The sequence below is a fragment of the Methylolobus aquaticus genome (genome assembly GCF_054172105.1).
The window spans coordinates 257046-282063 of sequence record NZ_JBSYXP010000001.1 but is presented as its reverse complement, the minus strand read 5'-3'; the positions used below and the strand labels follow the sequence as shown (position 1 = coordinate 282063).

Genomic DNA, 25018 nt, shown 5'->3' with positions numbered 1-25018 from the left:
GATGTCCGCTACAATCGCCGCCATTCCCTTCCGGCCAAGGCAGCCCCATGAATCTGGAAAAAGTCGTATTCGGTTTCTTCATCGTGCTCGCGGCGACGCTGAATTTCGGCTTTTTCATCGGTGATATCGATCACCCCGAGCATCACGAAGTGAATATGCTGTTCGCGACGATCGTCGTGAACCTGATCGCGACGGTGCTGAAGCTTGGCGATCGCACGCAGATCGGTGCGATTCATTTGTCCACCAGCCTGGTGGCCGATCTGCAGCTTATCGCAGCCGCAGTGGTCTGGGGTATTGCCGTCCACGTGCATCAGACCGGGTTCACGCCGCAAACGGCCATATCGGTCGTGTCGCTGTCGGGCGGCGCCTTGCTCGCCAACATCATTTCGGTCGTGCTGCTGATTTCGGAAACCATCATGCTGCGACGCTAGGCACACGATGCCGCCCTCTTCCCTGTTCCTGGTTCTTCGGCGCCTGCGCGCGCCGCTGATCGCGCTGATCCTGATCTACGCGTTGACGATCACCGGTCTGGTGATCATTCCCGGGGCCGACGAACTTGGCCACCCGGTACGCATGGATTTCCTGCACGCCTTCTATTTCGTCAGCTATACCGCGACGACGATAGGTTTTGGTGAGATACCCCATGCCTTTACGGACGCGCAGCGCTTGTGGGTCACGTTCTGCATCTACCTGACCGTGATTGGCTGGAGCTACGCCTTCGTTAAGCTGCTGGCTCTGCTACAGGATCCCTGGTTTCGTCAGGCGTTGCTGACGCAGCATTTCAGGCTGCAGGTTCAGCGACTGACGGAACCGTTCTGCATCGTCTGCGCCTACGGCGACACGGGCAGCCTGTTGTGCCGTGCGCTGGACGACCTGGGACGCCGCTTTGTCGTCATCGACCTGGAAGCCGCCCGCGTGGCAGAGGTCGACGTTGCCGGATACCGCATGGACGCGCCCGCGCTGACAGGCGATGCGTGCAACCCCGAGATACTGCTGACGGCCGGACTCCGCCATCGCTGCTGCCACGCCGTGCTGGCACTGACGAACGATGACCGGGTCAATCTGGCCATCGCCGCAGCCGCCCGACTGCTGAATCCGGACATCACTGTACTCGGTCGGGCCGACAAGCCGGCTACGGCTGCCGATATGGCGCTGTTCCGGGTCGACCACATGATCGATCCACACCGGAAATTCGGGGACTACCTGGCGATGGCCATCGAGTCGCCGGGCTCGTACCAGCTCCAGCAGTGGCTCACCGGGATGCCCGGCACCAGCCTGGGCCGTCAGACGGAACCGCCACGCGGGCACTGGATCGTGTATGGCGAGAGTCTGTTCGCGGATGCGGTCACGCAACGCCTGCAAAGTCTGGACATGACCGTGGTCAGCCGACTGACCTCACGCGGCGCGCGCACTGCCGGCGTTCCAGCCCCCCCCCATGGGTGGACCGACGCCGCCGCAAGCGCCCGCTCGCTGTCCGATCTGATCGCTTCAGCGGATATCGACAGCGCCCGCGGCTTCGTCGCCGGCAGCGATGACGACATCCGCAATCTGTCGATCGTCGTCGCTGCGCGGCAAATGAAGCCAGACCTGTTCTTCGTCGTGCGCCAGAACCGCGAAATCTCGCAAGTGCTGTTCGAGGCCTTCCAGTCGGACATCACGGTGACCTCGTCCGCGGTCGTGGTGCATGAATGCCTGGCGCGCCTCAACACGCCCCTGTTACCCCGCTTCCTGAGCCATGTCGCCACGCAGAATGACGCGTGGGCGGATGCGACCTTGCTGAAACTACGCACACACGTCTCGCACGAAGTGCCTACCATCTGGACCATCGCACTGACTGATTCGGCCGCACCGGCCTGCGTCGATCTCCTCCGCCGACCCTCTATCGTGCTACGGCTGGACCACCTGATCCGCGATCCGGATGACCGCGAGGCGCATCTACCCAGCGTCGCCTTGATGATCACCCGCCGTGACGGGACCGAGTTGGTGATGCCGCCATCCGACACGGCGCTGGAAATCGGCGACCACATCCTGTTCGCCGGCACGCCCACCTGCGAGCGCCGTCAGGCCATCGCGGTGTTGAACGTCAACGTGCTGCAGTATGTGTATTTCGGTCGGTACGTACCAACGGGTTGGGTCTGGCAAAAAGCCCTTAAAGGCTGGAAGGGCGCGTCCGCCTGAACGCGGCGCAAACCCGGGCGGCCAGAGGCAACCTCAGTGGAGAGAGTGCCAAACAGTACCTGGGGAAAGAGGCCGTGGAGTCAGGCCTGGACCGCCGGGGTCCGCCCCGTCGGGGCCAGGTAAGCGTCACACGAGCAGACGATCTCGGGGAACGACAATTCGTATGTGACTGAAAGCCCGGGCGCAAGCAGCGCCCCGTAAGGAACTCTCCTATGGCGCGGAAAGAAGGGCCGCGCGCGGCGTGGCTTTGCTGCCCGCGCCGCGCTGTGCGAAGAACGTCAGGGAGTCTGGGTCACCTCGACCAGCGAGAAATCGTCGACCCAGACCGTTCCGCCGGGCCCGTTCCACACCTGCACCAGGACGGTGGCGGCATTCGCCGGCGTCACGAACGTTAGGCTGCGTTCCTCATATTCCGTGCCGAAAGGCACGAGATTCCTGTTCGCACTGGGGATCTGATTCCACTGCGCATCACGGTATCGGATTCCAGCAGCCGCCCAATGCGCCACATCCACCCGACCGACAGCCCGGAGTGTATATGTCGTATTCGGCTTGACGGGAATCGTCTGCCCGCCGCCCTGGACCTTGGTCACCCGGCCGACCCAGCTGCCGCCGCGCAACTCGTCTTGTACCAGTTCGAGAGAGCTGGCCCAACTGTCCCAGGGGGCCAGCGTGCCCGTCTCGAAGTCACCGTTCACTACCAGATTCGAGGGCGGAACGACGATCGGCGCCGGGTCCTCGAAGAACTGCACCGGCCCACCGGGACCGACACCGCGGCTGTTGACCACCAGGAAGCCGGAACGGCCGTCGAGATCGTGGTCGATGGCAGCAACGCGTCCGCCATCACCTTCGGCCGACGAAGCGACGGCTTCGTGTACGAAGACGCCGGCCCCGTTGTTTCGCAGCAGCATGTCGGGCAGGTTGGGCCTGTCGATCGGATTCGTGGTCGAGACGTAAATGTCCAGATCGGCGTCACCGTCGACATCGGCCGCGACAGCGTCGTACATGTTCGTACCCCCGATGACCTGGGGCTCGCTGAAGCTCCATCCACCCCGGCCGTGGAAAATGCTGACCGTTTGCGGGGTGACGACGACCAGATCCGGCTGCCCGTCCTTGTCCACATCGGGCGCCAACACGCTGCGGGTGTATTTGTCCAACCCCAAACCGGCCGCCATTTCCGCGAAACCCGTACCGGCCGTGTTGCGGAACATGTAAAGTCGACCCCCGCCGCAGACCAGCAGGTCATCGAAACCGTCCTTGTCCATATCGACGGGGTAGACGCAATAGCCTCCCAGCTCAGCGGTAAAGCCCGGGATTTCCAACTCGGCGAAATGGGTTCCCGCCTGGTTCACATAGAGACGGTTCGCGCTGGGAATGCCGTCGGCTCGCGGGAAGTGATTACCGACGAACAGATCGGGAAATTCGTCGCCGTTGAAGTTGAACCACCCGACGGAGCGCCCGCGACCGTAGGGGTCGATCGCACCCCAGGCAATTCCCTGCTCCTGAAATGACCCATCGGCCTGCTGTATCCAAAGCTGGTTGGCCTTCATGGCCGTGCCATGCGATGCGCCGCGCGCGCAGTATAGATCCAGGCGACCGTCCACGTTCGGGTCGCCCCATTGGCAATCGAGGCGGTCGCGGATGCCGAAATTGATGCTGAGGTCCTCGACAAAGCTTCCGCCCACATTCTTGTAAAGGCGGAACGGTACAGCCCAGCGACGATTCAGCAGTATATCCGGCCATCCGTCGCCATTGTAATCGGCGACCGCCATGTGATAAGCAGGGGTATTCTCGGCAATACCCGCGTCGGCAGCAATGTCAACCAAACCTTCATCCGCCGCAGCCAGAAGCGGCATGCCTGTCGCCCACAACCCGGCCAGAATGGCCATTCGTTCGCGTCTTTTCTTCGCTTCCATCAATACCAGCCCCCCAATCTCTTGATAAACAAATACACCCAACCACACTGCCGGGCCTACAACTCAATGCACGGGCAGCCTCCGGACAATCCGAGAGACTGAGGCACCGTTTGAGCACCCCGATCCGTTCCCATTAGGACCCCAGGTCCCGACCAGGAGCCTCTTAAGCAATGTCCGCGCCAACGCCAGAGATTGGCATGGACCATCATCTGCATATCTGTCACCGTGAATTGGCTTGCTGGCTAATGAATCGGGCCTCGGACCTATCACCGTGATTACCGTCGGTCACACCCCAGCACTGATCGCGCCATGTCAAAAGGGGTGCACGGCTCGCTATCGAAGACACAGCAACCCGTCGATATACCTTTTGCCGCGCGTTGGCGGATCAATGCCATTGGCAGCAACGTAAGCCTGAACCGCCGCCTCATTTGTTGACCCGGCTGGGGCGAAAATTCGGCGATGACTCCGCAATCCGAACGCTGGAAGCACGGCTCGGCTCGCGCTGACATGCCCGGATGACATGCCCGGATGAACGCGAACCGGCGGAAAGCCGCGGCTACTACTTTGGGTGGATGATAACCCGAGACGATAGATCGGAAGCAATTACGCATCAGGAAACAGCCTGCTTACCGCGTTGGTAAGACGGGCATTCACCTAGAGGCTTAAGCCTCACCTCGCATACCCATGTCGCCAAACCCCGACAGCGATCCCAGCTGCGCGCGGTGGCCATTGGTTATCTCAACGCTCGCCTCCGCGCGGCGGTTTGCTACGTTCTTTGCAAAACATCCAAAGCGAGTGAGTCACTGGACGGCAGGCTAACTGCATGTTCCCGACGCTCCCTGACACGAGCCGAGCGGGCGCGCGTCGCCTTTCCACGACATTTTGGGATCTTGACGATCGCGGAATGATCCGAAAACCACTCAGTAACCTCTGCAAATCAACGCCACAACGCGAACAGGTGTGCTTTTTGCTTACCTCTTTTGGTGTATGCCTGGCACCGGAAGCGGGGCCCAGGCCCAAGCCAAGACCGAGGGGGTACAGGCGACTTGGAGTCCCTCGCAAGCCTCCATCATCGCATCACAGGAGCGAAAGGCTGAGGCGAGCTTGCCCGACATAGGCGGCCGGGCCGTTGGATGAGTCCGCACTGAACTTAGCGAAGTCACGGAGGCAGAGTATTCCTAGCAAACAAGACGACGCCGGATTGGGCCACTTCCATCTTTCACGATCCATGTAACCTGGGGGGGTTATACAGCATGAGTCTAGTTCGACGACTGCGTTTATCGCTGTTCTCTCTTTTCATCCTTTCGCCCGTCACGGGCGCCGTTCAAATATCGGTAGCGCAGCTGGATTTTGGCAGCGTCGCAGTGTTCGGCACGAGCCCTCAAAGGACGATCACCTTCACCAATACCAACGCGACCAGGCGCGAAAGAGTCTCGAGCTTCACTATTTCAAGGGGCGACTTCAGGCGAGTCTACAGCAACTGTCCTGAGTTTCTTCAGCCGCTGAGGAGCTGTTACTGGCAGTTGGCTTTCACACCCTTCGACCTCGGCCAAAGGTCTGCAACGATCACGCTGTGGACGAGCTTCGGAACCTATCGTAGCGCGCTTACCGGGCGCGGTGTCATCGCGCCATCGGCAAAGTTTGGCCCAAAGAAATGGCATCCAGGCCACTACATGCAGATCCCGGGAAGCCGGAGCCCGCAATGGCTCCAATCAATCATCCAGGTGCCGGAAATGCGGGGTGCGCTGCTGCAATATGACTGGTCCGCACTGGAACCGTATCAGGGCGTCTACGATTTTTCGGCGATCGAGAGTGAACTTGCGATTCTGAAAGCGAATGGCAAGCGCATGGCGATCATGATTACCGACAAGGAGTTTAGAGGGCGAACGGATTGCGTTCCTATCGACATGCAGACCGACCCGACCTACCAGGGAGGCGAAATGTTCACCTACGATTCAGCCGGAGAAATAACGGGGTGCATCGCAAAACGTTGGATACCGGCGGTGATGGACCGCTTTATCGCACTGCACCGGGCACTGGGCCAACGCTTCGATACCGAGCCATATTTCGAAGCCGTGACGACAGAGGAAACTGCCGCGATCGATGGTCCGGTACTGGATGGGTTGAGTAACCGCGAATATGTCGACCAGTTGAAGCGCCTGGGCTCGGCCATGGCAGAGGCCTATCCGCATACCCTGGCAGAGATCTGGGTGAACTGGACGACCGAACCCTACACCACGGAATTGGTGAACCATCTCTACCATAACGGCATCGGGATCGGGGGACCAGACACCACACCGACCCGGCGTACACAAACGATCCCGGTGTTGACGGCGCAGTACGCGGGTCGTATGCCGATTCTGACGGCGGTACAACCGACCTGGCTGACGTGGAAGATAAATCCGATCGGGACGGGTGCGCTGACCCTGGGCGAGGTATACGACTTTGCGATATCGCGCACCGGTGCCGCCGCTACACACTTGTACTGGTGGTATTTCGAGAAGGCGGGCACCAACAATTCGTACGACTTCTACGACACCGTGAATCTGATCCGCGCCCGGGGCGGCGCCATCAACCGGAACTGCCCCGCTGACCTGATCTGCGATACCGACTGAGCAGGGCCGCAGCCGCGGTCATCTCGCCAGGCATCGTCCGGAAATCGATCGACCGGGCGATACCTGGCAAGGCTCTGCAAGCGATTGGGCCTCGGTAAGCGCGTACCGGGCTCAACCGTCAGCGGCGGGATCGAAGCGGGGGCCGGTCGGTGACCGGCGGAGTCGCGGCAGCATCAGACGTTGAAGCGAAAATGCACGACATCCCCGTCGCGCATGACGTAATCCTTCCCTTCCAGCCGCCACTTCCCTGCTTCCTTGGCGCCCTGCTCGCCGGCGAACTGAATGAAGTCGTCGTAGGCGATGACCTCGGCACGAATGAAGCCCTTCTCGAAATCGGTATGAATCACACCAGCCGCCTGAGGCGCGGTCGCCCCTACCGGAATCGTCCAGGCCCGAACCTCCTTCACTCCCGCGGTGAAGTAGGTCCACAAGCTCAGCAGGCGGTAACCGGCACGGACCACCCGGTTCAGGCCTGGTTCCAAAAAGCCCAGCGCCTGCATGAATTCCTCCCGCTCGGCATCCTCGAGCTGGCTCAACTCGGCCTCGACGGCAGCACACACAGGCACGACTTCTGCCCCTTCCTGAGCCGCCAGTTCGCGGACCCTTTCCAGGAGCGGGTTGTCCTCGAAGCCATCCTCCGTCACATTGGCGAGGTACATGGTCGGCTTCGCGGTCAGCAAGTGAAGGTCGCGGATCAGGGCGCGCTCGGCCTCTGACAGCTTCGCCGCCCGGACCGCGACACCGCGATCGAGCTCCGCCAGCAAATGCTCCAATAGGGCCTTGCGCGCAAGTTCGTCCTTGTTGCCCGACTTCGAGGCTTTGACGGCCCGCTGCAGGGCTTTGTCCAGAGTTCCCATATCAGCCAGCGCAAGCTCGGTGTTGATCACCTCGATGTCCGAGGCGGGATCGATGCGGCCGGACACATGGATGACATCGTCGTCTCGAAAGCATCGGACGACGTGCCCGATCGCATCGACCTCGCGGATATGCGCCAGGAACTGGTTGCCGAGGCCCTCTCCCTTTGAGGCTCCTGCGACCAGACCCGCGATGTCGACGAACTCGATCGTGGTGGGGATCGTCGCCTGCGGCCTGACGATCGCCGCGAGTGCATCGAGGCGCGGATCGGGAACGGCGACCACTCCGACATTCGGATCGATGGTGCAGAAGGGATAATTTTCCGCGGCGATGGCGGCGCGCGTCAGCGCGTTGAACAGCGTGGACTTGCCGACATTCGGCAAGCCGACGATTCCGATATGGACACCCATGTTGTTGTCGGTTTCCTCAGTCCTTGGGCGCGCGCCAGTAGCGATCCTCGAAGCGGACGATATCGTCCTCCCCCAGATAGCTCCCCGACTGCACCTCGATGATTTCGAGCGGGATCGCTCCCGGATTCTCCAGGCGGTGTCGGACGCCCACAGGAATGAACGTCGACTCGTTCTCGGTCAGCAGAAAGGTTTCTTCGCCCCGCGTAACGCGGGCCGTACCCTTGACGACCACCCAGTGCTCGGCACGATGGTGGTGCAATTGTAACGACAGTGTCGCGCCCGGCTTCAGGCTAAGGCGCTTGACCTGATAACGGGTGCCGTTGTCGATGGATTCGTAATTACCCCAGGGCCGATGCACCTGGCGATGAAAAACGTGCTCGTGGCGCTCGGCCACCTTCAGATACTCGGTCACGACCTTGATGTCCTGAGCCTTGTCCTTGTGTGCGACCAGCACCGCATCAGTCGTTTCCACCACGACCAGATTCTCGACTCCAAGCGCCGCCAGAAATCGCCCCTGAGCATACAGCAGGCAGTTGCGGGAATCCTTCGCGAACACGTCACCATACGTCACGTTGCCGTCCGCGTCGCGCGCCTTCAAGTCGCTGATGGCGGACCACGAGCCCAGATCCGACCATCCGACATCCAGGGCCAGAACGGCGGCGGTGCGTTCCCGCTCGGCCTCGTCCAAACGTTCCATCACCGCGTAGTCGATCGAGTCGCTGGGGCAGGCCGCGAACAGCTCGCGATCCACTCGGATGAAGTCGCCCTCCCGACTTGCCTCGGCGAAGCAGAGCCGGCACTGGGCATCGATATCGGGACGATGCCGGGCGATCGCATCGAGCCAGACGCTGGCCTTCATGACGAACAGACCGCTGTTCCACAGATAATCGCCCGAATGCAGGTAGCCGGTAGCCGTCTCCAGGTCAGGTTTCTCGACGAAGGCATTCAGCACGTAGGCATTCTGCCCGAGCGGGCGGCCCTTCCGAATATAGCCGTAACCTGTTTCCGGACGGTCGGGCACGATGCCGAAAGTCACGAGCATTCCATTCGCCGCCAGTTCTACCGCCGCGGCGACTCTCTTACGAAATTCCGCATCCTGCTGGATGTGATGGTCCGAAGGCATCACGATCAGCACCGGATCGCTGCGCCCATCCGCCGTCGCCTGCAAGGCAGCCAGTGTCATGGCGGGCGCGGTATTACGGCCCAAGGGCTCCAGCACGATCGGCGCCGACTCGAAGCCAATCTCGCGCAACTGTTCGGCCACGAGGAAACGGTGCAATTCATTGCAGATCACGAGCGGCTTCCCAACCCGGATCGGCTGACCCGTAGCCGCTTCGTCGAGCGTTGCGATGCGCGCTACCGTGTTTTGCAACAGGGTCTGATCGCCGATGAACGACAAGAACTGTTTCGGAAAAGCCTCACGGGAATATGGCCAAAGACGGGTCCCCGAACCGCCCGACAAGATCACCGGGAAGACGTCTATCGTCATGAACAGCGACTCCTTTACGCGACGAATAAGCCGGAATTGTAACCCAGCCGCAGAGTGCCCGCGCGCAGCGGGCGCCCCCCCCCGTTCCCGACCCTCGTCACTGACGGACCGGGTCGGCGCAATGATGTCCCGGCACGCAGCAGTTGTCCGGGGGTGAACCCCCCCGAAGTATCGCCCCTTGGTTATAATGCTTGCGCGAACCAAAGCGACAGGCTGTGCGAAGCGTGGCCCCACACCGAAACCGATGTCGATCGATCTCCAGGGAACGATACGGGGATGATGCGATTCAAGGCTGCCGATCGGAGCCGCCGAATGTGCGCCGGATGTCGCGCCGCGGTCCGCACCCGATGCCGCTTCCCCCGAGCATGAATGTCTCCCGCGCAGTGGGATCAGACGCACGTGCGTGACCAACACCGGCATCGTTTCCTTAGCCTGTTCTGGAAGGGTTTTCTGTTCCTGAGCCTGCTGATGGTGGGAATCGGGGCCTCGTTTGCGATACTCAATCACCTCCATCTCGAGCGTCAGTTCGAGGAGCAGCAGAAACTCGACAAGGCGCTATTGAACCGGCAGCTCAATGATCTGTTGTCGCGTTCCCTGACCCGTTTGCAGCAGATCGGACCGGTACTGACTTCGGTCGGTAATGTGGCCGAAGCCTTGCGCAAGAAAGACCCACGGCTGCTGCGTTCTTCAGCGTCGATTTACACCACGATCCAGCATGACCTGGACATCGAGCACCTGGAGTTGTTCGACGCATCCGGAAGCGCGTTCTGGCAATGGGGCCTGAAGGCCTCCACCGAGCTCGATTCGGCGCAGGAAGCGACGGCGATCCGCACCGTCCTCGAGCGGGAAGAACCGTCCAATCTGCTGGTCTGCCGCACCCACTGCGCCCTACGCGTCTATTTGCCGGTACTGGTTGATGGACGCCTTGCCGGCGCCTTCGCGTTGAGGCAGTCCATCGCACAGCTCGTCATCGAGTACCAATCACTCACCGGCGCAGACATCGCCATCCTGATTCCGGCCGCACCCGCCGAGACGGCCAAAGGGCCGCTCGCCTGGGGCTACAAGCTGGCGGCGCTGACGCATTCGACTGCGCTCGAACCGCTGATCGCCGAGTTGTCCGCGCGGAATCCAGACGAACTCTCGCATGTGACCGAGGTCATCCAGAACTGGCGGGGCCGGCATTTCTCGGTGCACAGCATCCCGCTACAGGCGATCGTGCATGCCGAGGCCGCGGCCCTGATCATCGCCGAGGTCACTGACCAGATCGATCAAATCCACAACGCTACCCGCAATGGCATCTTCCTCGCGTCGGTCGCGCTGCTGATCGCCGAGTTGCTACTGTTCCTGATGATGAAGTTCCCGCTCAGACATCTGGGCCGACTGGCCGAGTCGCTCCCGCTGATGGCACAGGGCGCCTATGCGGAGGCGCGGGAGCATCTGATAGCAGCCAAGCGAACGACGCGCTGGCAAGATGAGGTCCTGATACTCGACGACGCTGCGCTCCAGCTTTCGCAGCAGCTCGAATCGCAGGCGCGGGCGATAGCCCACAAGACGCGGGAACTCGCCGCTGAGCGCGACTTCGTGCAGGGGCTACTCGACGCCGCTCAGGTCATGATCCTGACGCAGTCGAGTTCCGGCCGCATCCTGACGGCCAATGAGTTGACGCTGCAGGTCACCGGGTTCGAGCCTCGTGAACTGCGCGGGCGTCCGTTCCGGTCGTTAATCCTGGAAACGAAGGTCAGCGAGGAGTTCGAAGAGCACTTTGCCCAACTCTGGTCGGGGCAACGTGAACGGCTGCAGCACGAGACCGAATTGCTCTGCAAGGAGGGCACGCGACGCAGTGTGGTCTGGGTACACACGCGGCTCAAGGATCAGAATCCGAACGATGTGGCCGTGCTCTCGGTCGGACTCGATGTCACCGAGCGGGTCGAAGCGGAAACCCGCTACATGTGGTTGGCGAATCATGACCCACTGACCGGTCTGTACAACCGGCGCGGCTTCCACGAGGAACTGGAACGGATCTACGGCGAGGTCGAGAAAAGCCAGGCACGCGCCGCGTTGATCCTGTTCGATCTCGACCATTTCAAGGATATCAACGACACGGTTGGGCATCTTGCCGGCGACGAACTCCTCGGCAAGCTGGCCTCCGAGCTCAAGACGCGGATTCGCAAGGCAGACATCGCTGCGCGCCTGGGCGGTGACGAGTTCGCGATCCTGATGCCTCATCAGGGACTTGAAGGGGCGATGGCGTTCGCCAATCTGCTCAACACACGGCTGAAAACACTACCGATCACCGTGCAACAGAAGCTGTTTCACGTGTCCGCGAGCATCGGTGTCGCGGTGATCCCGGACCACGGAAGCAATATCGAAGACATACTCGCCAACGCCGACCTGGCCATGTATCAGGCCAAGAATAGCGGCCGGAGCCGGGTGCATCTGTTCTCCTACAGCGACCACGCGCGCGAACGCATATCCGATCGCAGTTACTGGAAGCAAACGATACAGAATGCTCTGCTGCAGCGGCGCTTCATCTTCCACTACCAACCGATCCTGTCACTGGCCACCGGAGCCATCCCGTACTACGAAGCGCTGGTACGCCTGCGCGGCGACGACGGCACACCGATCCCGCCGAGCGAATTTTTGGAGTATGCGCAACTCACAGGCTTGATCCGCGAAATCGACCGCTATGTGGTGGAGGATGCGATCCGCTTCCTTAGTAAATATCGGGATTCGGGCCGCTTTACCGCCATCCACGTCAACCTGTCCGCTTCGGCGCTATCCCACCGCGACTGGACGGAGCCGCTCAAGCTGGCCTTGAAAAACCGTGAGATTCAGCCGGAACGACTGATCTTCGAAATTACCGAAACGGCCGCCATTGCCGACTTCGGAACGGCCAAGGACATCATGGACGAACTGGCGCTGCTCGGCTTCCGATTTGCGATCGATGACTTCGGTGTGGGATTCGCGTCCTTCTCCTACCTGCGCCACCTGCCTGTGCAATTCGTCAAGATCGACAAGAGTTACGTGACCTATATCTCCGGCAACGTGCGGGACGAAGCGTTTGTGTCGGCAATCACGACACTGGCACACGGCAACAAAATGGAAGTCATCGCCGAAGGCGTGGAGGATGCCGAAACGCTGGAAACCATTCGACGACTGGGGGTAGACCTGGCACAGGGCTACTTCATCGGACGACCCGCACCGTTCGAAGTGTTCGAAGAAGCCCCATCAATTGAGGCCGAGGACAAAACCACTGAAGCGTCCGTGCCCAGATAACCGCCCAGGACGGCCGTGAGGCGGTTCAGAGCCCCCCGGTTCCTGAGAACGTAGGCCTGGGCACGTTCGCCCATCCCCGCCCGCGACGCCGCATCCTCCAGCACGCGCTCCAAGGCCGCCGCAAGCGAAGACTGCCCATCGGTCGCGATAGCGCCGCCGGCCTGCACCAGCGCAGCGCAAATCGCCCGGAAGTTGGCGACATGTGGGCCAAACATGACCGGCAGTCCCGCCATGGCCGGTTCGAGCACATTGTGGCCCCCCACCGGAACCAGGGAACCGCCGACGAAGGCGATGTCCGCCGCGGCGTAGAACGTGCGCAATTCCCCAATCGTATCCAGCACGAACACCTCGTCCGCGCCACTGCAGGGAATACCGTCGCTACGCCGCACGGTGCTAAAGCCCGCCGCTCGCGCCAGAGCGGCCACCGTCGCAAAGCGCTCCGGATGCCGCGGCACAAGCATCAGCAGCAACCCGGGGAACCGCTGCCGCAAACCGCTAAAAATGGACAGCAGACGTTCCTCCTCCCCGGCATGGGTGCTGGCCGCGATGATCACCAGCCGGCTGCCGAACAGTTCCTTCCGCAAACCCCGACCGCGGGCGACAAGCTCCTCACCGTAATCCACATCGAACTTGATATTGCCCGTCACGGAGATTTTCGACGGGTCCGCGCCGATTGCGGCAAAGCGCTCGGCGTCCTCTGGTGTCTGTGCCGCAATCGCACTGACCGCGGCCAGCGCCGGCCTGACCAGGCCCCCGATGTACCGGTATCGGACGGCGGACCGACTGGACAGCCGAGCATTCGCGACCACTAGAGGAATCCTGCGGGCTGCACAGGCACCGAACAGATTCGGCCAGATCTCGGTCTCCAGGATCACTGCCAAACGGGGCCGGAAACGACCGAAGAAGCGAGCGATCGGACCAGGAAGATCGTAGGGGAGATAGCAGTGCTCGACGGAACTGCCGAACAGGGCCTGCACGCGTGCCGAACCGGTCGGCGTCGTCGTGGTCAACAGCAGCGGGATATCGGGGTAGCGGTCTCGTAGCTGATGGACCAGAGGTGCGGCGGATTCCGTTTCGCCGACCGAAACGGCGTGAATCCAGATGACGTCGCGACGCGGTGTCGCCGCCCCATAAGCACCGAATCGCTCGCCGATACGGTCGCGATAACCGGGGTTGCTGCGGCCCCGCCAAAACAGGCGCAGCACGATGAGCGGAGCCGCCCCGTAAAACAGGGCGGTGTAAACGAACCGCATGTCTACGCAGAGACTGCGGCCAGCCGCCGCGGTAGGCTCGCCTTATTCGGGGACGATGTGAACGGCCAGCTTACCGACGACATCGCCATGCAGCTGCACCGCGATCTCATAGTCACCAGTGTGACGGAGAGGACCCGACGGCAGGCGGACCTCCGCCTTATGCAGCTCAACGCCAGCTGCGGTCGCCGCATCGGCGATGTCCTTGGTGCCCACCGATCCGTACAGGCGCCCCTCGTCGCCCGCCTTTTGCGCGATCGTCACGGACAACTGCGCCAACGCATCGGCCCGGGCCTGGGCTGCGGCCAGTTCGCCCGCCGCCTTCTTTTCCAGTTCCTCGCGGCGTTGTTCGAACTCGGCGAGCTTCTCTGCGGTGGCCGGGACGGCTTTGCCCTGGGGCACCAGAAAGTTCCGCCCATAACCGGGCTTTACGGTGACCTTGTCGCCCAAGTTGCCGAGATTGCTGATCTTTTCAAGAAGAATGAGGTCCATCGATTTTACCCAGTGATTCGTTTTCGAGAGATTGATTGGTGCACCCGAGCACACTAACCGGAGAGCCAGCGCCGCCGCCAGTCCATCCAAAGGTCGGTGACCCCCAGCAGAGCCAAAGGCCCTAGCATCTGCGGCACGAACAGAGCCAGCACATAAATCCCCACCAACCAGAACCGTTGGCCGGGCCGCGATGCGAAGACACGGTGCAGAATGGCAAAGCCCAGCACCACGAACAGCACGCCCAGTATCAGCAACAGGTTCGCGAACAGCTCCGCTACCCGCCCATCCAGACCTACGGTCGCACCAGCGCACACCAAAGCCAGATAGTGCGTCACCGGATGCATACGCAGGGCGGTAAACTCGGCGGCGAAACCGCCCGGATTGAATAACCGCGCCTGCCACCACCTGGCCAGGACGAGACTCAGGATCAGGCTGAGCACTGAACCCGCCGCAATGAGCCCGGTAAGGTATGGGGCGAAGCCCTCGCTGAGCCGAGCGAACGGGGCAGCGTCGGGCGGTGAACCAGCGGCAGTCAGCGGCTCCAGGATCTGCCGAAAACGCTCGGCCCACATCGCGGCCGGATCGTCTACAAAGGCGTAGACCAGTCCAACCGCCAACAGCCCCAGAGCCCCCGCGGCTTCCGTCGCCCAGCCAAAATTTCGCGCCACGCGCAGCACGACGGCCACGAGCCAGGCCGGCACCCACATCATCCCTGCGTACGCCAGCGCCGTCAGAACGGAACCCGTCAACGCGACACCGATCACGCCGACAACCGACGACACCAGTGCGGTGATGGCGAGGCCTTCGCTACTTCCCTTGCGGAGTGTGACCAGCGCGACCGAAGCCGAACTCAGCAAGCCGACCAGGGGAAAGAACAGCGAGAGCAGCGCGAATCCGAGCACGACCACACTGGCCTGCACTCGACCCCGCAACGCGTAGGCTGCTGCCCGCAGAAGCATTGTTGCGGTCCCCGGTCAAATCGCCAACGGCAGCCGCCGGATCAGGCGACCGGTTTACTGCGGATGCGAATCGCAGAACGGGATCAGCGCCAGGAACCGCGCCCGTTTGATCGCCGTCGCGAGTTGCCGCTGATACTTGGCCTTCGTTCCGGTGATGCGGCTCGGAACGATTTTGCCGGTTTCGGACAGGTACTCTTTGAGGAGATCGAGGTCCTTGTAGTCGATCTCCTTGATGTTCTCGGCCGTGAAACGGCAAAATTTTCTGCGTTTGAACTGACGTACGGTAGACATGATCGTGCGATTCTCGCTGACGGGATGAGAGATAAGGGATCAGAAAGCCGCGACTCAATCCGTCTCGGCGGACTCGGTGGCCGGAACGCCGGGTTCGGCGGTCTCGCTGCTGGCATCGTCGCTGTCCCCGGCACTCTCGGAGTGACCCGAGCGCGCCATCGGGGAAGGTTCCGTGACTGGCTCATCCCGCTTCAGCGTCAGACTCCTCAGCACCGCATCGTTGAATCGGAAGCCGCTTTCCAGCTCCTCCAGCGTCGGCTGATCACATTCGATGTTCATCAGCACGTAGTGCGCCTTCAAGACCTTCGCGATGGGGTAAGCGAGGTGGCGGCGGCCCCAGTCCTCGAGGCGGTGAATCGTGCCGGCAGCGCCTTCGATGATCGAGCGATAGCGCTCGATCATGGCGGGAACTTGAGCACTCTGATCCGGATGGACCAGCACGACGATTTCATAATGGCGCATGAAAACTCCTTTCGGAAAATGAGCCTCCCAGCCCGGCTGGACGGGTGAGGCAAGGAGAGGCAACCGAGAAAAACTGCGGCTGCCGGATAAAACCGGCGATGATAGTACAATAGGCTCAGCCTTGGCAACCGAACCAAGCTTTACGAGGGTACCCCGTTCCCTGCGTCCACGGGATCAAGCTGCACCTTCCCGATTTTCCGCCGGCCCACCTGCACGACGCGGGGCGGGCCTGCGGGGATCCGACACCGCGAATCACTGACCCGTTCGCCGTCGATCCGGACAGCGCCCTGATCGATCATTCGCAGCGCCTCGGAGGTGCTGGCCGTGAGCCCCAGATCCTTCAGCAGGTTCGCGACGGGGTAGCCTGCCGCATCGACTCCCAGGATCGTGACCGGCAGGTCCGTGGGGATCTGACGGTCACTGAAGCGGCGCTCGAACGCCTCGACCGCACCCTTGCCGGCCGCGGCGCCATGAAAGCGGGCGACGATTTCCTCGGCAAAGCGCACCTTGTAATCGCGTGGGTTGGCACCCTCGGCGCAAGCTTGCCGCCAAGCCTCGATCTCGGCCACGCTGCGCGCACTCAGCAGCAGCAAATATCGCCACATCAGGGTGTCCGAGATCGACATCAACTTACCGAACATGTCGTCCGGCAAATCAGCGATGCCGACATAATTGCCGAGCGACTTCGACATCTTCTGCACGCCGTCCAGACCTTCCAGGATCGGCATGGTCAAGACAATCTGCGGCTTCTGGCCGTGCAACTCCTGCAAATGCCGCCCCATCAGCAGGTTGAACTTCTGATCCGTGCCGCCCAGCTCGACATCGGCCTTCAGTGCCACCGAATCGTAGCCCTGAATCAGCGGGTACAGGAACTCGTGAATCGCGATTGGCTGGCCGGATTTATATCGGTTGTTGAAATCCTCGCGCTCCAGCATGCGCGCCACCGTCTGCTTCGCCGCCAGCCCGATCAGTTCGGCCGACGTCAGCGCGTTCATCCAACTCGAATTGAACATCACCAGGGTGCGCTCGGGGCACAGCACCTTGAAGATCTGCTCCTCATAGGTCTTGGCATTCTCGATGACCTCATCGCGGGTCAACGGCTTCCGGGTCGCGTTCTTGCCGGTCGGGTCGCCGATCATGCCGGTAAAGTCGCCGATCAGAAATATGGCTTCGTGACCATGGTCCTGAAACTGCTTGAGCTTCGTCAGCAGCACCGTATGCCCCAGATGCAGATCGGGCGCGGTCGGATCGAAGCCGGCCTTGATCCTTAGCGGACGCCCCTGCTGCAGGCGCTCCTGCAGTTCCTGCTCTTTCAGGACCTCTTCAGCCCCGCGCCGCAGTTCATTCAGGGTATCGTCAAGCATGCCAGCCTCTTGGAATCGGTTGCGTGAAATCGCAGCGCCCGCATTCTAAAAGCTGCGCTCGCCCCTGACCAGCCGCAGGACTCCCCGGCATGAGCGGAAATGCACGCATGAATAGCGCGAATGTCGCGGGTCGCGGCTGTGGAGGAGCGCGCGGGGGAAACGGTCCCGGACGAACAGCACGTCGGGCCGGTCACGACCGGGCTAACGCGCGCGTGGATGCGAAGCGGTGGCGCCCGGAGGCGCCACCCGGCCTGTCAGACCGAGAAGGAAGAGCCGCAGCCGCAGGTCGTGGACGCGTTCGGGTTGCGGATGACGAACTGCGCACCGCTGACGTCTTCCTTGTAGTCGATCTCGGCACCCCGCAAGTAATCGATGCTCATCGAGTCGATCAGCACGGTTACGCCGTTCTTTTCGATCAGCGTATCGTCGTCGTTCGCGGCCTCGTCAAAGGTGAAACCGTATTGAAAACCCGAACAGCCGCCGCCGGAAACGTAAACACGCAGCTTGAGTTGCTCGTTGCCTTCTTCCTGAATGAGCTCGCTGACTTTCGTAGCGGCATTGTCGGTGAAATGGATGGCTTCTTGACTCATCTGGAAACCCTGCGCAGTTCTTCAAACACTTTTTTGAGTATGACTATTCCCACCCACGCGGTCAACTTATCACGGCTTTCGCATCGCGAAAGCTGCGGCAACTGCCGGTTACGGACAAAGCCGGCTCACAGTGCCGCAAGCGCGTCGCGCAAGGTTCGGACCGGCGTCACTTCCATGCCCGCAGGGAGATTCTTGGGGGCATTGGGCGCGGGCACCAGGGCATGGCGGAAGCCTTGCTTCTGGGCTTCGCGCAAACGCTCCTCGCCGTTGGTCACGGGACGGACCTCACCGTTCAGGCCGACTTCGCCGAAAATGACCCAGTCTCGGGGCACCGGCTGGTCACGGTAACTGGAGGCGATCGCCATCAGCACCGGCAGGTCGCCCGAGGTCTCATTGAGGCGCAGCCCGCCCACCAGATTGATGAACACGTCCTGGTCCATTACTGGCATGCCCCCATGGCGGTGCAACACCGCCAGCAGCATGGCGAGCCGATTGGCCTCCATGCCGACAGCCACCCGGCGCGGCATCCCGGTGCGGCAATCGTCGACCAGGGCCTGAACCTCCAGCAGGATCGGCCGACTGCCTTCCCGCATGACCATCACGACACTGCCCGGCAGATCCTCATCGTACCGCGACAGAAAAATTGCCGAGGGATTCCGCACTTCGCGCAACCCCGTTTCGGTCATCGCGAAGACACCGAGTTCGTTGACGGCGCCGAAGCGATTCTTGAAGGAACGCACCACACGGAACCGGCTGTTGCTGTCGCCTTCGAAATACAGGACCGTGTCGACCATGTGCTCGAGCACGCGCGGTCCGGCCAGCGCACCTTCCTTCGTCACGTGCCCGATCAGGAATACACTGCATTGCAGCCGTTTCGCATACCGCACCAGGTGCGCCGCGCATTCCCTGACTTGCGCCACCGAGCCCGGCGCCGACTGCAGCGCTTCGCTGTAGATCGTCTGGATCGAATCGATGACCAGGATCTCCGGCAAGTGACGACGTGCGGTATCGAGGATACGCTCCAAAGCCGTTTCCGCCAGGATCAGCACGTTGTCGCAGGCGAGATGTAGCCTCCGCGCGCGCAGGCTGACCTGCCCCAGCGACTCTTCGCCGGTGATGTAAAGGGTCTTTGACTGGCCTCCCAGCGCAGCGGCCGTCTGGAGCAGCAGCGTGGACTTGCCGATGCCGGGATCCCCCCCGAGCAGCACGGTGGAGCCTCGCACGAGTCCGCCGCCCAGCACGCGGTCGAGTTCGCTGAGCCCGACTTCCTGCCGATCCAGCAACTCGCCCTCGACCTCGGCCAAGGGCACCGGTTCGCTGCGGTCCTGTTCCCCGGCATACCCGAGATGCCGACGTGCCGGGGTTGAGTCCTCGATGCTCTCGACCAGCGTGTTCCAGACACCGCAGCCGGGGCATTGCCCGCCCCATTTGTTCTGAACGTGCCCGCACTCGGTGCACCGATAGACGCTGCGCTGGGCCTTTCCCTTCGTCACGCCTGTGGCTTTTCTGCGCTGACGACCGCGTTGTTCCGGTAGCGTTCATGCACGCGGACCGGGTCGAAACCGACCCCCCGGTAAAGCGCCAGCGCCGGCTCCAGCCGCATGACATGTTCCGGCGCTTCGTCGCTGAACAGATGCAGCGTCCAGTCCTCCAGCAGATCCGGCCGCTTGAGTTCGGCGAAGACGCGGAAATACTGGCGTAACTCGTCCTGTATGGCGCGCGTCTGCTCGATGGTGTCGTCCAACGCATACCGGTCGCCATTGATCAGCACGCCGCCCGGACGCAGCACCCGGTAGATCTCGCGCACGACTTCGCACCGGTAGTCGTCGAGAAAATTGTGAAAGGCATAGCCCGACGCAACCACCTCGACGCTGTCCGTCGGCAGCCCCTTGACGAAGCCCAAAGCATCGCTCTCGACGAAATGCACCCGCCCCGCTTCGCTCCAGGCTGCCAGATTGGCTTTCGCCTGGGCCAGCATGGGCGCAGCGATGTCGACGGCCGTCATTTCGATGTCGGCGCGCGCGTGCAGCAATGCTGCCGTGGTGATACCGGTACCACAGCCGATCTCAAGCACCTTCAGACGCCGCCCGGCCACGGCGCCGGGACACTGCCAGCCGGCCAGAAAAGCCCCCACCTGCCGGCTCATATCCGCCGCGGCCGGGCAGATCAGCTTCAGCATTTCATATTCGGCGCCGATCAGTCCGCTGAAAGCTTGCTCGGAGGCCGGATCCGCTGCCCGTTCCAAATTTACCGTTGCCATGCGAGTTTCGTGATCCCTGAATTGACGTTGCCAGACTCAATCCTGATAACTGATGCGATAGATCGCGCCGCGCTGATCGTCCGAGACCAGCAGCGAGCCATCGGCCAGCTGCAGCACGTCGACCGGGCGACCGAGCACGGTCCCGTCGGGCTGCAGCCAGCCCTCGGCGAAGCTGCGTTCCGCCACCGGAGATCCGTCGCGGAACTGCAGCACGACGACCCGGTAACCTTGCGGCTTGGTTCGATTCCAGGAACCGTGTTCGGCCACGAACAGCCGGTTCCGGTACTCCTCGGGAAACTGCTTTCCGCTATAGAAACGCATGCCGAGCGGCGCGACATGTGCCGCATACTTCCACACCGGCGCGACGAAATCGGTGCACGGCCGCTCATCGCCGAACTCAGGATCGCCGATGTCGGCCCCATGACAGAACGGGTAGCCGTAATGCCGGCCGAGTTCGGGAGCGACGTTCAATTCGTCCGGAGGCCGGTCGTCGCCCAACTCGTCCCGACCGTTATCGTTGAAGAACAGCTTGCCGGTCTCGGGGTGCCAGTCGAAGCCGACGCTGTTGCGGACCCCTCGCGCTACGATCTCCAGATTCTTGCCATCCGGGTCCATGCGCGTCAGCGTCGCAAAAATCTCATTGGGCGACAAACAGATGTTGCAGGGAGCGCCGACCGGCGCATAGAGCTTTCCGTCCGGTCCGAAGCGCAGATACTTCCACCCGTGGTGCAACTCACCGGGAAACCCGTCGTAGACGACGGTGGGAACCGGAGGATTGTTCAGCCGGCTGCCTATCCCGGCGAATTTGACGATACGCTGGACTTCGGCCACGTAAAGATCGCCGTTCCGGTACGCGACGCCGTTCGGCACATTCAGACCGGACGCGATGACCTGCACCGCCTCAGCCACACCGTCACCATCCTGGTCGCGCAGCGCATACACCTTGCCAGCCTTGGTGGTGCCCGCATACACGGTGCCATCATCGCCAACGGTCAGGGAACGCACATTGGGGGTCCGGTCGGAGAAGATTGCAATCCGGAATCCGCCCGGCAACCGGATTTTATCCAGCCAAGCGCTGCCGGGGGCTGCCGACACAGTCGTCACTGCCGACGACAGCAGCAGCCAGCCGATCGAAGCCAGCCTGTTATTCGCCCGTCGCATGTTCATCCTCCAGCAGCCAGAACTTTCGCTGTCTTGATTTTTCATCAGGGGTGCCCAAGTATGGTAACACTGAGATTTAACCGAGAGCCGACCCCATGCGCATCCTGCTTTTCCTGTTGACCAATGCGGCCGTTCTGCTGCTCATCAGCCTGATTTTTCAAGTTTTGGGGCTGGGGCAATTCCTGGATCAGCAAGGCGTACACCTGAATCTGCAAAGCCTACTGATTTACTCCGGCGTGATCGGCATGACGGGTTCGATCATGTCGTTGGCCATGTCCAAGTGGATGGCCAAGCAGTCAATGGGCGTTCACGTCATTGGCCAGCCGGGTAATGCGACAGAGCGCTGGCTCGTCGACGTCGTCGCCCGTCAGGCGGAAAAAGCCGGCATCGGCATGCCCGAAGTCGGGATCTTTGAATCCCCGGACCCCAACGCCTTCGCTACCGGCATGAGCAAGAATGATGCACTGGTCGCCGTGAGCACGGGCTTGCTGCAGGCCATGAGCGCCGACGAAGTCGAGGCGGTGCTCGGCCATGAAATGAGCCACGTGGCGAATGGCGACATGGTAACCATGGGCCTGCTGCAGGGCGTGGTGAATACCTTCGTGTACTTCTTCGCGACCATCGCCGGCCATCTAGTCGACCGCGTGGTATTCCGTTCTGACGACGATCGGGGCGGCTACGGCCCTGCATACTTCATCACACAGATGGTGGCCCAGATCCTGTTGTCCATCCTTGCGACGATGATCGTCATGTGGTTCTCGCGCTGGCGCGAATTCCGGGCCGACGCAGGCGGGGCGCGACTTGCCGGCAGGCAGAAGATGATCGGTGCCCTGCGTGCATTGCAGCGCGCTCACGACCCTCAGGAATTGCCGGGCGAGTTCGCTGCCTTCGGTATCGGCGGCGGCGTGAGCGGGATGTCGCGGCTGTTCTTGAGCCACCCTCCGCTGGAGGAGCGCATCGAAGCCCTGCAGCGCGCGCAACCGTAGACGCGCCAAACGGCGGCCGCGCCGGTCCTGCCTTGTTCACCTTACCCCGACTTCTCGAACGCTCCGCATGAACCCCAACGGCTCCACTGGCCAGTCCGGTTTCGGGCTGGCCACGCTGGACAATCACGCCGTTCTGGCGATCGAGGGAGCCGACGCCGTCGGCTTCCTGCAAGGGCAGACCACCTGCGACGTCAAAGCGCTAAAGCCGGGCCAGATGACACTGGGCGCGATCTGCAATCCCAAAGGACGCACCCTTGCGGTCTTCCGTTTACTGCGAGTCGAAAGTGGCTGCCTGCTGGTGCTGCCCAAGGATAGGATCGATGCCGTCAGGCGCCGCCTGATACCCTACGTCTTGCGCTCGCAGGTACGCATCACCGTGACCGTTGACGCTGGAGAGTGGTCCCTGCTGGGCGGATTGGGGTCAATCGGTCCCGAAGCCGGCGCAGTGCTTGGAATGACTGGCGAACCCCAGCCCGGCCAAGCGCTGCTGATGTCCACGGGCGCCTGGGTGCTTGCCCTCGAACGCAGCGGAAAGTATCTGGTCGCGGGACCGTCCGCGGTCACGGCGGCGCTCCGTGACCGGTTGCTCGCGGACGGCCTGGCACACGAGATCACGAACGAACTCTGGCAGTGGGCCGAGATCGCCGACGGGATTCCCAGCGTCACCGACGCGACGGCGGAAGAATTCATCCCACAAATGCTCAATCTGGATCTGCTCGGGGGTATCAGCTTCAGCAAGGGCTGCTACACCGGGCAGGAAGTCGTCGCGCGCACTCACTACCTGGGCGCGGTAAAGCGGCGGATGCATCGGCTGCGGACGCAGTCGGACCACCGTCCTGAAGCCGGCATGCGCATCGCGATGGGTCCCGACGACACCTTGGCCGGCCAGGTACTTATCGCTGCCGACACACCGGAGATGCCGGGTTGCTACGATCTGCTATCCGTGCTGACAGCCGAAGGAGCGCAAGCCCAGGAATTGCGCCTCGGTTCGCCTTCCGGCCCGCTGCTCGAGCGGGCACGCCTCCCCTACTCGCTCGAAACCTGAGGACTCTTTTTCCGACTACCGCAGTGGTGGTGCGATGCAAGTGCAACGGCGAGCCAGATTCCGGGTCGGAGCCTTGGAGATCAGGGTGCCCAGTGATAGCATCCGAGCGATTTTTTCACCCCTCCCCCGAGTATCACCATGATCGACGAGACCGCAACCCGCCGTTATTTCAGGATCGGCCTGATCACCGTCGCGGCGGTCTACTTCCTCATCATGGTCGGCGGTATCGTCCGTGCGTCGGGCGCCGGCATGGGCTGCCCGGACTGGCCGACCTGTTTCGGCCAGTGGATCCCACCGACCTCCGAGGCCGAGTTGCCAGCGAACTATCAGGAGATTTACGCCCAGCGCGGCTATGCCGACACGCGATTCAATCCGCTCAAAACCTGGACCGAGTACGTCAATCGGCTGATCGGTGTCACGATCGGCGCGCTGGTCATGTTGACCCTCGCCTGCTCGATCCCGCTGCGCAAGCTCGATCCTCCGGTGTTCTATCTTTCCGGCGCCGTGCTGTTGCTTGTGGGGTTTCAGGGCTGGCTCGGCTCGGCGGTCGTCGCCAGCAATTTGCGTCCAGCGATGATTACGGCCCATATGATCGTGGCCTTTGTCATCGTTTCCCTGCTGCTCTATACGGTGATCCGTTCGCAGCGCACACGCATCCGGAAAGCAGATTTTGCAGCGCTGCCTCCGCGATTCGGCACCGTGCTGATCGCGGCCATGGTCATGACCCTGCTGCAAATTGCCATGGGGACCCAGATCCGGGAGTCGGTCGATGTTATTGCCACGCTGTTCCATGCCGCCGACCGGCATCTCTGGCGTGAGGAATTCCCGACCGTGTTCTACATCCACCGCTCGTTTTCGTCGATTATCCTGTTGACGAACCTGTGGCTCGCCTGGACCCTGCTCAAGTGTCTGGGCCACCGGCATTGGTACACCCGGTTCGGAATGGCCCTAGCCGGCCTAGTGGTCGCAGCGATCGCGGCTGGCGTCGGGCTGGACCGTTTCGGCTTCCCCGCCGTCGTGCAGCCGCTGCATCTGTTATTGGCCAATCTGATCTTCGGCATGCAATTCGCGCTCTTCTCGATTTACCGCTACGCGTCGAACACGCCAGCGCAGGGCGCGGAGCTTACCGCCAGCTACCCCTGAGCCACGCCTTGCGGACCCGAGACCCTGAACCCGACGGGATTCTCGCCTTGATCACCGACGACCTGATTCGGCAAATCGCACCGCCTCCCAGGCCCTGTTGATGGGGGCAAACACCTGCGCTGCTGACGGCTGGCGATCGGGTCGAGCGAAATCACGCGTGACTGCGCAACCGATCGCTGTGGCAAACATCGTCCGTTGGCAGGACGGTCCGATGCGCGGAGACCACCGCGACGAAGCGCGCCCCCCAACTCGAGATGGGATGGTCGCGTGCTGGCACGA

20 protein-coding genes are annotated in these 25018 nt (G+C 62.0%); 7 read left to right on the top strand and 13 right to left on the bottom strand.

Annotation, left to right across the window (positions count from 1 at the left end; translation table 11 throughout):
• Nucleotides 1–47: 47 nt before the first annotated feature.
• Both ACW73L_RS01260 and ACW73L_RS01255 read left to right on the top strand, forming a co-directional pair.
• Entirely contained in the window at nt 48–431 is a 384-nt protein-coding gene (locus tag ACW73L_RS01260; RefSeq protein WP_129882463.1) for a DUF6394 family protein, read from the top strand.
• A 7-nt stretch (nt 432–438) separates the two neighbouring features.
• Nucleotides 439–2178 carry an NAD-binding protein gene (locus tag ACW73L_RS01255; RefSeq protein WP_498919515.1) on the top strand — a complete coding sequence of 580 codons (1740 nt, stop codon included), beginning with the start codon at nt 439–441 and terminating at the stop codon, nt 2176–2178.
• Nucleotides 2179–2456: 278 nt separating this feature from the next.
• Here ACW73L_RS01255 and ACW73L_RS01250 read toward each other — a convergent pair whose 3' ends face one another.
• Nucleotides 2457–4091, bottom strand: a complete 1635-nt coding sequence (locus ACW73L_RS01250; protein ID WP_498919514.1) for an FG-GAP-like repeat-containing protein — start codon at nt 4089–4091, stop codon at nt 2457–2459.
• Between the two features lie 1523 nt (nt 4092–5614).
• Here ACW73L_RS01250 and ACW73L_RS01245 point away from each other — a divergent pair.
• Nucleotides 5615–6706 (top strand): hypothetical protein, encoded by a 1092-nt coding sequence (locus ACW73L_RS01245; RefSeq protein ID WP_498919513.1) that lies wholly within the window; start codon nt 5615–5617, stop codon nt 6704–6706.
• Nucleotides 6707–6879: 173 nt separating this feature from the next.
• Here the strand turns inward: ACW73L_RS01245 and ychF are convergent, their stop codons facing one another.
• Together ychF and ACW73L_RS01235 are read right to left on the bottom strand one after the other, a co-directional pair.
• Nucleotides 6880–7971 carry a redox-regulated ATPase YchF gene (gene ychF, locus ACW73L_RS01240; RefSeq protein WP_498919512.1) on the bottom strand — a complete coding sequence of 364 codons (1092 nt, stop codon included), beginning with the start codon at nt 7969–7971 and terminating at the stop codon, nt 6880–6882.
• A 16-nt stretch (nt 7972–7987) separates the two neighbouring features.
• Nucleotides 7988–9460, bottom strand: coding sequence for a mannose-1-phosphate guanylyltransferase/mannose-6-phosphate isomerase (locus ACW73L_RS01235; RefSeq protein ID WP_129882468.1), 1473 nt, complete (start codon nt 9458–9460; stop codon nt 7988–7990).
• A gap of 369 nt (nt 9461–9829) precedes the next feature.
• Between ACW73L_RS01235 and ACW73L_RS01230 the strand changes: the two genes are divergently transcribed.
• Nucleotides 9830–12736 carry a bifunctional diguanylate cyclase/phosphodiesterase gene (locus ACW73L_RS01230; protein ID WP_498919510.1) on the top strand — a complete coding sequence of 969 codons (2907 nt, stop codon included), beginning with the start codon at nt 9830–9832 and terminating at the stop codon, nt 12734–12736.
• On the opposite strand, the gene waaA is transcribed toward ACW73L_RS01230, so the two are convergent.
• From waaA to ACW73L_RS01180, 10 genes are all read right to left on the bottom strand, one after another.
• Complete coding sequence (gene waaA / locus ACW73L_RS01225; RefSeq protein WP_498919508.1) at nt 12640–13989, bottom strand: lipid IV(A) 3-deoxy-D-manno-octulosonic acid transferase; 1350 nt, start codon at nt 13987–13989, stop codon at nt 12640–12642. The two genes, ACW73L_RS01230 and waaA, sit on opposite strands and share 97 nt — an antisense overlap.
• 42 nt (nt 13990–14031) lie before the next feature.
• The gene (gene rplI / locus ACW73L_RS01220) at nt 14032–14478 is read right to left on the bottom strand and encodes a 50S ribosomal protein L9 (protein WP_129882661.1); all 447 of its coding nucleotides are present in this window, start codon (nt 14476–14478) and stop codon (nt 14032–14034) included.
• A gap of 53 nt (nt 14479–14531) precedes the next feature.
• Nucleotides 14532–15437 carry a hypothetical protein gene (locus ACW73L_RS01215; RefSeq protein WP_498919506.1) on the bottom strand — a complete coding sequence of 302 codons (906 nt, stop codon included), beginning with the start codon at nt 15435–15437 and terminating at the stop codon, nt 14532–14534.
• 54 nt (nt 15438–15491) lie between these two features.
• Nucleotides 15492–15728, bottom strand: coding sequence for a 30S ribosomal protein S18 (gene rpsR / locus ACW73L_RS01210; protein ID WP_129882472.1), 237 nt, complete (start codon nt 15726–15728; stop codon nt 15492–15494).
• A gap of 54 nt (nt 15729–15782) precedes the next feature.
• Nucleotides 15783–16190: a 30S ribosomal protein S6 gene (gene rpsF, locus ACW73L_RS01205; protein WP_498919504.1), complete on the bottom strand. Its 408-nt coding sequence runs from the start codon at nt 16188–16190 to the stop codon at nt 15783–15785.
• 140 nt (nt 16191–16330) lie between these two features.
• Nucleotides 16331–17554 (bottom strand): tyrosine--tRNA ligase, encoded by a 1224-nt coding sequence (gene tyrS / locus ACW73L_RS01200; protein WP_498919502.1) that lies wholly within the window; start codon nt 17552–17554, stop codon nt 16331–16333.
• Nucleotides 17555–17808: 254 nt separating this feature from the next.
• Nucleotides 17809–18144, bottom strand: coding sequence for an iron-sulfur cluster insertion protein ErpA (gene erpA, locus ACW73L_RS01195; RefSeq protein WP_129882475.1), 336 nt, complete (start codon nt 18142–18144; stop codon nt 17809–17811).
• A gap of 125 nt (nt 18145–18269) precedes the next feature.
• The gene (radA, locus tag ACW73L_RS01190; protein ID WP_498919500.1) at nt 18270–19637 is read right to left on the bottom strand and encodes a DNA repair protein RadA; all 1368 of its coding nucleotides are present in this window, start codon (nt 19635–19637) and stop codon (nt 18270–18272) included.
• Nucleotides 19634–20404, bottom strand: coding sequence for a class I SAM-dependent methyltransferase (locus ACW73L_RS01185; RefSeq protein ID WP_498919498.1), 771 nt, complete (start codon nt 20402–20404; stop codon nt 19634–19636). The genes radA and ACW73L_RS01185 overlap by 4 nt, the downstream gene beginning before the upstream one ends.
• Nucleotides 20405–20440: 36 nt before the next feature.
• On the bottom strand, nt 20441–21565 hold the full coding sequence (locus ACW73L_RS01180; protein ID WP_498919496.1) for a PQQ-dependent sugar dehydrogenase: 1125 nt from the start codon (nt 21563–21565) through the stop codon (nt 20441–20443).
• A gap of 95 nt (nt 21566–21660) precedes the next feature.
• Here ACW73L_RS01180 and htpX point away from each other — a divergent pair, with 95 nt between their 5' ends.
• From htpX to ACW73L_RS01165, 3 genes are all read left to right on the top strand, one after another.
• A complete protein-coding gene (gene htpX, locus ACW73L_RS01175) occupies nt 21661–22551 on the top strand; it encodes a protease HtpX (protein WP_498919494.1) in 891 nt (296 codons plus the stop codon).
• A 67-nt stretch (nt 22552–22618) separates the two neighbouring features.
• Entirely contained in the window at nt 22619–23596 is a 978-nt protein-coding gene (gene ygfZ, locus ACW73L_RS01170) for a CAF17-like 4Fe-4S cluster assembly/insertion protein YgfZ (RefSeq protein ID WP_498919492.1), read from the top strand.
• 138 nt (nt 23597–23734) lie between these two features.
• Nucleotides 23735–24739, top strand: coding sequence for a COX15/CtaA family protein (locus ACW73L_RS01165; RefSeq protein ID WP_498919491.1), 1005 nt, complete (start codon nt 23735–23737; stop codon nt 24737–24739).
• The last annotated feature ends 279 nt before the right edge of the window (nt 24740–25018 follow it).

Bases quoted from the DNA above. Each gene is read 5' to 3' on its own strand.
- ACW73L_RS01180 (WP_498919496.1), bottom strand. From the start codon at position 21,565: ATGCGACGGGCGAATAACAGGCTGGCTTCGATCGGCTGGCTGCTGCTG.
- ychF (WP_498919512.1), bottom strand. From the start codon at position 7,971: ATGGGTGTCCATATCGGAATCGTCGGCTTGCCGAATGTCGGCAAGTCC.
- ACW73L_RS01165 (WP_498919491.1), top strand. From the start codon at position 23,735: ATGATCGACGAGACCGCAACCCGCCGTTATTTCAGGATCGGCCTGATC.
- ACW73L_RS01185 (WP_498919498.1), bottom strand. From the start codon at position 20,404: ATGGCAACGGTAAATTTGGAACGGGCAGCGGATCCGGCCTCCGAGCAA.
- ACW73L_RS01215 (WP_498919506.1), bottom strand. From the start codon at position 15,437: ATGCTTCTGCGGGCAGCAGCCTACGCGTTGCGGGGTCGAGTGCAGGCC.
- rpsR (WP_129882472.1), bottom strand. From the start codon at position 15,728: ATGTCTACCGTACGTCAGTTCAAACGCAGAAAATTTTGCCGTTTCACG.
- htpX (WP_498919494.1), top strand. From the start codon at position 21,661: ATGCGCATCCTGCTTTTCCTGTTGACCAATGCGGCCGTTCTGCTGCTC.
- tyrS (WP_498919502.1), bottom strand. From the start codon at position 17,554: ATGCTTGACGATACCCTGAATGAACTGCGGCGCGGGGCTGAAGAGGTC.
- ACW73L_RS01250 (WP_498919514.1), bottom strand. From the start codon at position 4,091: ATGGAAGCGAAGAAAAGACGCGAACGAATGGCCATTCTGGCCGGGTTG.
- erpA (WP_129882475.1), bottom strand. From the start codon at position 18,144: ATGAGTCAAGAAGCCATCCATTTCACCGACAATGCCGCTACGAAAGTC.
- rpsF (WP_498919504.1), bottom strand. From the start codon at position 16,190: ATGCGCCATTATGAAATCGTCGTGCTGGTCCATCCGGATCAGAGTGCT.
- ACW73L_RS01235 (WP_129882468.1), bottom strand. From the start codon at position 9,460: ATGACGATAGACGTCTTCCCGGTGATCTTGTCGGGCGGTTCGGGGACC.
- ygfZ (WP_498919492.1), top strand. From the start codon at position 22,619: ATGAACCCCAACGGCTCCACTGGCCAGTCCGGTTTCGGGCTGGCCACG.
- ACW73L_RS01230 (WP_498919510.1), top strand. From the start codon at position 9,830: ATGTCTCCCGCGCAGTGGGATCAGACGCACGTGCGTGACCAACACCGG.
- waaA (WP_498919508.1), bottom strand. From the start codon at position 13,989: ATGCGGTTCGTTTACACCGCCCTGTTTTACGGGGCGGCTCCGCTCATC.
- ACW73L_RS01260 (WP_129882463.1), top strand. From the start codon at position 48: ATGAATCTGGAAAAAGTCGTATTCGGTTTCTTCATCGTGCTCGCGGCG.
- ACW73L_RS01255 (WP_498919515.1), top strand. From the start codon at position 439: ATGCCGCCCTCTTCCCTGTTCCTGGTTCTTCGGCGCCTGCGCGCGCCG.
- rplI (WP_129882661.1), bottom strand. From the start codon at position 14,478: ATGGACCTCATTCTTCTTGAAAAGATCAGCAATCTCGGCAACTTGGGC.